The 9310-nt window shown below is 43.8% G+C and carries 9 protein-coding genes; 5 read left to right on the top strand and 4 right to left on the bottom strand.

Translation table 11 applies throughout. The features are described from left to right. The first annotated feature begins 399 nt into the window (after positions 1-399). Entirely contained in the window at positions 400-621 is a 222-nt protein-coding gene (locus IM477_RS22165) for a hypothetical protein (RefSeq protein WP_002794017.1), read from the top strand. After that, positions 618-1031 carry a PIN domain-containing protein gene (locus IM477_RS22160; protein ID WP_272082764.1) on the top strand — a complete coding sequence of 138 codons (414 nt, stop codon included), beginning with the start codon at positions 618-620 and terminating at the stop codon, positions 1029-1031. Before IM477_RS22165 ends, IM477_RS22160 begins: the two co-directional genes overlap by 4 nt. Before the next feature lie 314 nt (positions 1032-1345). Here the strand turns inward: IM477_RS22160 and IM477_RS22155 are convergent, their stop codons facing one another. The 3 genes from IM477_RS22155 to btpA form a co-directional block, all read right to left on the bottom strand. Further along, entirely contained in the window at positions 1346-2584 is a 1239-nt protein-coding gene (locus IM477_RS22155; RefSeq protein WP_287733498.1) for a DNA cytosine methyltransferase, read from the bottom strand. 115 nt (positions 2585-2699) lie between these two features. After that, complete coding sequence (locus IM477_RS22150; RefSeq protein ID WP_287733497.1) at positions 2700-3686, bottom strand: vitamin K epoxide reductase family protein; 987 nt, start codon at positions 3684-3686, stop codon at positions 2700-2702. A gap of 170 nt (positions 3687-3856) precedes the next feature. Then, positions 3857-4708 (bottom strand): photosystem I biogenesis protein BtpA, encoded by an 852-nt coding sequence (btpA, locus tag IM477_RS22145; protein WP_004158629.1) that lies wholly within the window; start codon positions 4706-4708, stop codon positions 3857-3859. 471 nt (positions 4709-5179) lie between these two features. Between btpA and rimO the strand changes: the two genes are divergently transcribed. From rimO to IM477_RS22130, 3 genes are all read left to right on the top strand, one after another. Continuing rightward, positions 5180-6493, top strand: coding sequence for a 30S ribosomal protein S12 methylthiotransferase RimO (gene rimO, locus IM477_RS22140; RefSeq protein WP_287733501.1), 1314 nt, complete (start codon positions 5180-5182; stop codon positions 6491-6493). A gap of 41 nt (positions 6494-6534) precedes the next feature. Then, on the top strand, positions 6535-7974 hold the full coding sequence (locus IM477_RS22135; protein ID WP_190380384.1) for a DEAD/DEAH box helicase: 1440 nt from the start codon (positions 6535-6537) through the stop codon (positions 7972-7974). Positions 7975-8247: 273 nt separating this feature from the next. After that, complete coding sequence (locus tag IM477_RS22130) at positions 8248-8634, top strand: DUF4332 domain-containing protein (RefSeq protein ID WP_242034718.1); 387 nt, start codon at positions 8248-8250, stop codon at positions 8632-8634. A 28-nt stretch (positions 8635-8662) separates the two neighbouring features. Here the strand turns inward: IM477_RS22130 and IM477_RS22125 are convergent, their stop codons facing one another. Then, the gene (locus IM477_RS22125) at positions 8663-9016 is read right to left on the bottom strand and encodes a phenylpyruvate tautomerase MIF-related protein (protein ID WP_002734736.1); all 354 of its coding nucleotides are present in this window, start codon (positions 9014-9016) and stop codon (positions 8663-8665) included. Positions 9017-9310: the final 294 nt, after the last annotated feature.

The raw sequence follows: 9310 nt of genomic DNA, 5'->3' as shown, positions 1-9310 counted from the left end.
TTCCCTGTTTTGCTTCTCGCAAAGCTCGTCAGGATTATTATGGCAAAATTACCTTTTCTTTTATTCAGGAGTTTGAGGCTTTCACATAACAGTACTTGTCTTTGTATTGAAAAATGTGTCCGTCAGTCAGGGCTCTGCCTTAAAGTAATATTCAGAGAGAACCCTTGATTCAGTGAACAGTTATTAGTTCAGGTAGAACCTGGGAACGAGATATAAAAATCAAAAGTATTATAATTGTATTTGTTGTCCTAAGTGGGTGGGTGGAATTAAATATAAAATGAACGTAGGTTGGGTTGAAGCATGAAACCCAACGCCCGCATGGGTTACGCTACCGCTAACCCATCCTACAAATAATTGTGCCTACCTACTTAAATCAATAGTTTTTGCGTGTCAATAATTATGAATAGTTATCAAACCTATTTAATCATCGATCATTCTCAGAAGATTATCCTCTCTAACTTACCCTTTAAAGCAGGAACAAAGTTAGCCATTAACATTCAAGTAGTTGAGGATGAAAAGACAGAAGCCGATTTTGAAGCCTTATTAGATAAAACCCAGGCAATCTGGACTAAAGGAGATGGCTTAGAATATCAGCAAAAAATTCGGGAGGAGTGGATATGAAACGATTAATAGACTCCTGTATTTTAATCGACCATTTTAATGGTATTACCCAAGCTACAGTTTATCTAAAAGCTCACCGAGATGAAAGTTATATTTCTGTCATTACTAAAGCCGAAGTTCTCATTGGTTTTGATGATGATAATTCCTTTGAAAAAGCAGGAGAGTTGTTAAGCCATTTTCCCCTGATAGATTTAGATGTCAACATCACTGATTTAGTCATTCAAATCCGTCGTGAACAAATCAAAAAAAAGGCAACCAAACAGCCTAACAAAAAGGTTATTCAATGGAAATTGCCCGATGCCATTCAAGCAGCGATCGCCCTTTACTATAATCTCAAATTAGTCACTCGTAATAGCCAAGATTTTGATCTCAATCAACATCCATTTATTGAGATTCCCTATACCATCTAACAATAAAACTGAAACAGTTATCGGTGATTTAAAAGTATTATAATTGTCTTTGTTATCCTAAATCAATAGTTTTTGCGTGTCAGAACGTAGGTTGGGTTGAGGCATGAAACCCAACGCCCGCATGGGTTACGCTACCGCTAACCCATCCTACAAATAATTGTGCCTCCCTACTTATCCTAAATCAATAGTTTTTGCGTGTCAGTGATTACGAATAGTTAGGGTTTGCTGAAAAAGTACGGGCGACGATCCCTAAAACCCTTACCTTGCATACATTTCACATTTATTCAGCAAGCCCTATTTACTTTTAGTCAAAATTAATTAACTTCTAACCCCGGAATGCTTAACTGTTCGGTTTTTGGCTGTGTTTCCCCCAGATAATCCCCTGGCAACATATTAATTAAACAGCCACCAAGATGATAGGCCATATTAACGGGAACCGCATTACCAATCTGTCGATATTGAGAGGTTAAATTACCGGTAAATTGCCAATCATCAGGGAAGGACTGCACTCGTGCATATTCTCTCACAGTCAAAGGACGAGTTTCTTGGGGATGACATCTTTCTGTTTGGGTTTGTGCCGGACTACAGGTAATAGTTAAAGCCGGTTCATCCCAAGATAATCTTTTAGCATATCCTGTCCGTCCGCCGTGATTTTTGAGACTATTTTTCATATATTCTTTTTGAATATCCATCGGCAAATTCCGCCAATTTCCTCCTGGGGGAACTAAGGACATAATCTCTTTTTTTCTTTCTTTATATTCTACTCCTGGAGAACTTGGACAATTCTCTAGAGCTTTTTTCAGAGAAATAGTATAGTTTCTATATTGGGGAAAAATGGGTTTAATATTTAGGTCTTGACGGGTGGCAATAATAATTAATCTTTCTCTTTTTTGGGGAACATCGAGAAATTGGGCTGATAAAACTTGATAAGCAGCATAATAACCGATTTCCTGTAAAGCTTGCAGCATTAATTGCAGGGTTTCTCCTTTTTTATTGCTTAATAATCCTCGAACATTTTCGGCTATAGCGATTTTAGGTTGCACTTCCTGTAAACAACGAGCAAATTCAAAAAATAAGCTCCCTCTCAAATCTTCTAATCCTTTCCCTAACCCAGCATAACTAAAAGGTTGGCAGGGAAAACCTCCAGCTACAATATCTATTTTGTCTCTAAAATCAGAAAATTCAATCTTTTTTATGTCTTGATTTATAACATTCCATTGCGGTCGATTGAGTCTTAAAGTATTAACACAATCTTGATTAATTTCCACCAGTAATTGTGTTTTTAGTCCCGCATTTTCTAAACCTAAAGCCATACCACCACAACCAGCAAATAATTCGATAACTGTGTAATTAGTTGGCTCAACAGTTTGTAAGATTTTCAATTCTCCAGGGAATTGGTTATTTTTAAGATTGGTTAATTGCTCGAGATTAAATAACCAATCAACTTGATTAATTTTCTGACCTTTGATTAATTTTTTCTTTTGCCATGTTAGTATTTCTGCGGTAGTTACACCGAGAATATTAGCGGCTTTTTGTAGATTTACCTGAGTCATAACCAATAATTAGCAACTTATCTACGTTTTTATTATAAATCAAAGTAGCTAAACTTAATAAACAACAATAAAGGCTGAACAAGGTTCAGCCTCCAGTATAAATTTTAACTCTTTCCTACTTACGTCCCGGAACTGTATATTTAAAATTCATCGGGCCGGTATAACCAGAAACCTCCGCTAATTTCTCTAATCTTTGGGTTCCCGAATATTCTTGACCCTTAATAATCCAAGTGGGGAAACCTTTAATTCCGGCATCGCGACAAGCTTGGGGATTACCATTAACCCCTTGGGGATCGCATTCGATATAAACCCCTTCTTTTTTGAGGATTTCTCCCGCTTCCTTACCAAATAACTGTTTTTGATCGTAACAGTGGGGACACCAAAAAGCCCCGTATTCCTTCGCACCAATTGCTTTTAAATGTTTAGCCAGGGCGATTTCTGCTTTTCCCGGAACCGTGGTTACTTCCCAACCGTAGGGGGGGGTAGCCGCTGTCATTGGCCGGGTAATTTCTTCTTTTCCTCCTGTCACGGTGGGGGAATTTACTCCCGTATAAACCGCTAAAGTTCCCACCAAAGTAATCATCGCCACCACAACCATCGGCAGTATAATTTGTCCTAAACCTTCCCATTCGCGACCGATAATTGTGAGAATTAATAAGGTTAAAGCGAACAAAGCCGAAGTAATGCAGTAGGGACACAATTCCTTTAAGTCCGTGGCTAGAATATACATTAAATAACCACTAAATACCGCCATCGCCGTCGCCCCCGCTAACAGCAATAACCAGGTATTATTTTCTAAACTTTTGCGGAGATTTTTCTGAGTTTCCCCATTGATAAATAGAGGACTGAGGGCAAAAACCGCCATGGCAATATAGGCCAAAAAACCGAACAAACTCAAGGGCAGCCCGAAAACCGTAGCGTAGGGACTATTAAGAACACCACTACAACCAGCCCCATCACTAGCCCCGGCGGTACAGGCAGCAGCCCCTCCCGTCAGTTTGGTAATGGTTAAATAGCCGGTCAGAATCGCCCCCACGATCGAAACGCCCCCAATTAGGGGCCGGGAGTAGCGATGAATCCAAGGTACAGAACGACGACGCATAATATTATTTAGATTAAATTACAGCAGAATTCAGGAGTCAGGAGAGAAATCGAAATGTACTTTGTCGAAAGGAAAAATTCCCTAACCATATTGTGTTAATTAGGACGTTTTCAATTCCTAAAAACTTAGGATAGCTATCCCCTGAAACTATCCGCCATTCTAGCAAGGGGTTATGTGGACAGGGGCAAAGAAGGGAGAGAATTATTAATTTTTGCCTTTTGATCGTTGATCTGCCGGGCCGTTTCCACAAATTGCGACACCCGAATCGGATCCACCGGTTCAGTAATTTTGCCATGACGCTTGAGGGAACTAGCCACGATCACCCCATCAGCAGCCGGCAGTAACCGCCCGATATTGTCCAAATCAGCCCCGCTGCCGATAAAAACCGGCGTTCCCTTGGCCGCCGCCACTGCCAGTTCCAAATCCTCAAAACTGGGGGGGCTACCGGTAGCCCAACCGGAGAGGATCACCCCGTCTGCTAGTCCCCGTTCGATCGTATCTTGCACTGCCGTAGTCAGATTAGGAGTTCCCAAGGGGCGGGCGTGTTTAACCAAAACATCCGCTAAAATTTTGACCTCAGACCCCAATTCGCGGCGATAACGCAGGAGTTCGTGTGCCTGACCCTCAATAATGCCCTGATCGGTGGCCATAACCCCCGTTAGCACATTAACCCGAATAAATTGGGCATTAACACAGGTAGCGATCGCTAAAGCACTATGGGCATCATTGCGGAGAACATTAAGACCAATCGGTAGGACCACCAGATTTTTAATGCGATCGACAATTAAAGTCATGGCACTAACCACGGCGGGATCCACCTGTTGCTTAGTAAAGGGGGCATCAAAAAAATTCTCGATAATCAAACCATCAACACCGCCGGCAGCCAAAGCCGTCGCCTCCTGTTCAGCCCGCTCGATCACCGTCTTGAGACTGCCACCCCAACGGGGGGAAGTGGGCAGGGGGGCGAGATGAACCACGCCAATAATCGGGTTTTTTGTCTTGAAAGTTGCAATTAAGTTCACAGCGTCTACTACTCTTAGCGTCCCAAACCATGCGCCGCTCACCCATTTTAACAGGGTGAAAGCCTAGCCACGGTTCCACGGGGGGGAAATTATTTTAACTTAGTGTCAGCAGAAGTCCCTCGCGCTTAGTGGGATGGGACGGGGCTTTTAAAGGGGCGAAGTAATTCGCCCCAGGGTTCCCCTCATGAATGCTGACTTTGTATATAGACAATTCCAAAAAACTATGTTATCATAAACAGGTCTTGACCACTATTCCTTAAGCGATAACCAAGCTTCGGCGGGTCGTGTTGCAAGAAAAAGTGTGGGTCTTAGGAACTAGGACTCCTGCAAGGTGAGGGAAGGTAAGACTTGCTATCTTTCGAGGTAGAAAGCGCATCCCATTGAAGCAGGAAGCTCTCAAATCCGTTGAGAGTAGTTCACAATGTCTTAACATTAAAAAAGAAGTTTAAGATTTGGTTGATACTCGATCGCATGGGCAATAAGCCAACTATCGCTATCTCACACCTAGGCTGTGAGAAAAACCGGATCGACTCCGAGCATATGTTAGGACTGCTGGCCAAGGCCGGCTATCCCGTAGATAATGACGAGGAGTTGGCCGATTACGTTATCGTTAATACCTGTAGTTTCATTCAAGCAGCTAGAGAAGAATCCGTTCGCACCCTCGTGGAACTGGCGGAAGCTAATAAAAAAATTATTATCTCCGGCTGTATGGCCCAACATTTCCAAGATGAACTCCTGACGGAATTGCCGGAAGCCGTGGCCATTGTCGGCACGGGGGATTATCAGAAAATTGTCGAGATCGTCGAACGGGTAGAGACGGGAGAACGCGTCAAAGAAGTCAGCACCGATCCCACTTTTATCGCCGATGAAAATCTGCCCCGTTATCGCACCACCAGCGAGGGAGTCGCCTATCTGCGGGTGGCCGAAGGCTGCGATTATCGCTGTGCTTTCTGTATTATTCCCCACCTGCGCGGCGATCAAAGATCCCGTTCGATCGAGTCCATTGTGGCCGAAGCGCGACAATTGGCCAGCCAAGGGGTGCAAGAATTAATTCTCATTTCGCAAATAACAACCAATTATGGGTTAGACTTATATGGCGAACCCAAATTAGCGGAACTCTTGCGAGCGCTGGCAGAAGTCGATATACCTTGGATTCGCGTTCACTACGCTTACCCGACCGGGTTAACGCCAAAGGTTATCGAGGCGATCCGAGAGACCCCGAATGTTTTACCCTATCTAGACTTGCCGCTACAACATTCCCATCCCCACATCCTGCGGGCGATGAACCGTCCCTGGCAAGGACGAGTCAACGATGGCATTATCGAGCGGATCAAGCAAGCTATCCCGAACGCGGTTTTACGAACGACTTTTATCGTCGGTTTCCCCGGAGAAACCGAGGAACATTTCAGCCATCTGCTGGAATTTGTCAAGCGTCATGAGTTCGATCACGTCGGGGTGTTTACCTTCTCCGCCGAAGAAGGTACAGCCGCTTTTGACCTGCCCGATCCAGTGCCACAGGCAATTATGGACGAACGCCGCGAAAGGTTGATGTTAACTCAGCAACCGATCTCGGAACGCAAAAATCAAGCTTATATCGGTCAAACTGTCGATGTTCTCATCGAACAGGAAAACCCGGAAACAGGAGAATTAATCGGGCGCTCCGCTCGTTTTTCCCCGGAAGTGGATGGCTTGGTTTATGTGACAGGGGAGGCGATTCTAGGTGCGATCGTACAGGTCCGAATCACTGCGGCCGATACCTACGATCTCTACGGCGAAATAGTCTAATTTTTCCATTTTTCTTATTTAATTCCCACAAAACAATCCCTATGACCACTGGTTTCAACAATTTAGGTTTATCCGATAGCCGTCTTCAACACCTAGAAACGCTTGGATTCACCACCCCCACCGAAATTCAAACCAAAGCCATCCCTCTCCTTCTAGAAGGGCATGACATGGTAGGAATGTCGCAAACGGGAACCGGCAAAACCGCCGCCTATTCCCTGCCTTTACTGGAACGCATGGACACCAAAAATCCTAACGTTCAAGCTTTAATCCTCACCCCCACCCGGGAATTAGCCCAACAGGTAGCCAGCGCCATCAAAGATTTCTCTGATGATCGTCGTCTCTTTATCCTGACAGTCTGTGGTGGTCAATCCATGGAACGTCAGATCCGCAGTCTGGAAAAAGGTGTCCAGATTGTGGTCGGGACTCCCGGCCGGGTAATCGATCTGCTTGATCGCAAAAAACTCCATCTAGAATCCTTAAACTGGGTAGTCCTCGATGAAGCGGACGAAATGCTCAGTATGGGTTTTATCGATGATGTTAAGAAAATTCTGCAAGCATCCCCCTCCACCCGTCAAACCGCCTGTTTCTCGGCAACTATGCCCCGGGAAATCCGCGATTTAATCGCTAATTTCTTGAAATCTCCCGTTTCTGTGACGGTTTCTCAACCCCAGGCCGCTCCTGCTAAGATCGAGCAGAAAATTTATCTGATCCCTCGCGGTTGGACGAAATTAAAAGTCCTGCAACCCCTGTTAGAGATCGAACCCCTAGAATCGGCGATTATTTTCGTCCGCACCAAGCAAACCGCGGCCGAATTAACCAGCAAACTGCAAGAAGCGGGGCAAACGGTGGATGAATACCACGGTAACTTAAGCCAAGTGCAACGGGAACGACTGGTGCAACGTTTCCGCGAGGGCAAAATTAAATTAGTGGTAGCCACGGATATCGCAGCCCGCGGTCTAGATGTGGAAAATCTCAGCCACGTTATTAACTATGATCTGCCGGATAATGCCGAAACCTATATTCACCGCATTGGCCGCACGGGCCGCGCCGGTAAAACGGGAACTGCTATATCTTTAGTAGAACCGATCGATCGGCGTTTGTTGCGTCAGATTGAACAGCGTCTGCGTCAACGTCTGGAATCTAGTCCCATTCCTAGTCGCGCCGAAGTAGAAGCAAAACGCCTGGCCAAGCTGCAAAATCAGCTAAAAGAGGCTTTATCGGGGGAACGGATGGCTTCTTTCTTGCCTTTAGTGCGGGATTTAAGTGAAGAATACGATCCCCAAGCGATCGCGGCGGCTGCCCTGCAAATGATCTACGATCAAAATTGTCCCCAGTGGATGAAAACCGATTGGGAAGTTCCCGCAGCGACGAGCAGTAAACCGGTGATTAATAAAACTCCCCGCAGTGGTGGTAGTAAGTACCCCTCTAAGTCGAATAACCGTCCTTCCCTGGACAAAAAAATCGTCTTTCAAGAACGTTAATTTTTAGTTCTTGAATAGATAATTTTAAGAGTTGATAGACCGTTTTGGTTCTATCAACTTTTTTTCTGTGTATAATTCCTAAAAACTACACATCAAATTCCTCCTTTTTCCCCTTTTTTAAGAAGATGCCGAACCTAGGGGGATCGATTCTCACGAGACATCGACCAGCTAATCTGGGTCTGAAGATAACTGCTATAATCTACTTATCAATAGTTAATAATTTCGATGAATCGATCGCAACTTATCCACAGGTAAAGCTGGTTAATTGAACATTTGCCGGGGTTAAGTGACCAAGATTGCCAAAAATTAAAGGATTGCGGTATCGACACCACCGCACAACTTCTGCAAAAAGTTCGTCCGCAATTGGGTAAGGAAAAATTAGCAGTAAGAATGCAAATTCAGGCTAAATATATTAATAAGTGGGTGGCAATGGCGGAGTTAGCCTCGATTCCCGCCGTGGGTTGTCAATACTGCGGTTTGCTGGTTCATGCCGGTATTGCTTCCATCCCGCAATTGGCACAGACATCAATTCAGCAGTTGCATCGACAGATTCTCCGCTTTCAGGTGGCTAATCTGCAAAGACGCGATTTATGTCCCGATATTGCGGTGATGTTAGCTTGGATTGAACAGGCAAAAATCTTAACCAGAGAGTTAAAATAAGCCCTATCTCCGATAATTTTGGCATAAATTAGCCAAAAGTAGTGCCATTCCATCCCCAAAGATCACCTTTCGCCTCGGCAAATTCTAGATAAATGCGATTTTTCGGTATTCCTAAATAAGCCTCAATTTCTTGACAAAAATCACTACTCATGCTTTTAGTTTGAGCGGCGGAAATAGAACCAACACTTTTAATCTCCACATAACACACTGGCTCAAAAGTGCCAGCAAAAGTCATTTTTATACCCGATTCTAAAGCTGTCATCACATAGGATTCGGGTTTTCCCAGATGTTTAGCTAATTTAGCCGAAAGACTCTGCAAAAGTTGATTAACCGTCTCATCATCGAGGGAGGTGACAGAAGTTTGAATTTTAATTAGAGGCATAGAAAAAATCTCAGAAATATTTTTATATAATATAACAGTTTTGATAGCAATCACAGATATTCTTTTGCTTCAGAAGGCTTCAATCATCCAATCCTTGGGGAATTATGAATTATGAATTGGGGAGTGGGAAGTGGGAAGAAAACTGAATGTCATACTAAATCCTGTTATTAAAAACTGATTATTTATTTCCCCTTTTAGTGCCTCGTCTCATAACTAGCCTGTACTCAACGGATTTAGTATCAGCATTCATCCCATCGCTAAAAGCAGCAATTCTCATTTTAAAAAGTAACAAGT

Source organism: Microcystis sp. M090S1, from assembly GCF_020246295.1.
GTDB classification, from domain to species: Bacteria; Cyanobacteriota; Cyanobacteriia; order Cyanobacteriales; family Microcystaceae; genus Microcystis; species Microcystis aeruginosa.
The sequence above is the reverse complement of the archived record's forward strand: the minus strand, read 5'-3'. Positions and strand labels throughout refer to the sequence as shown.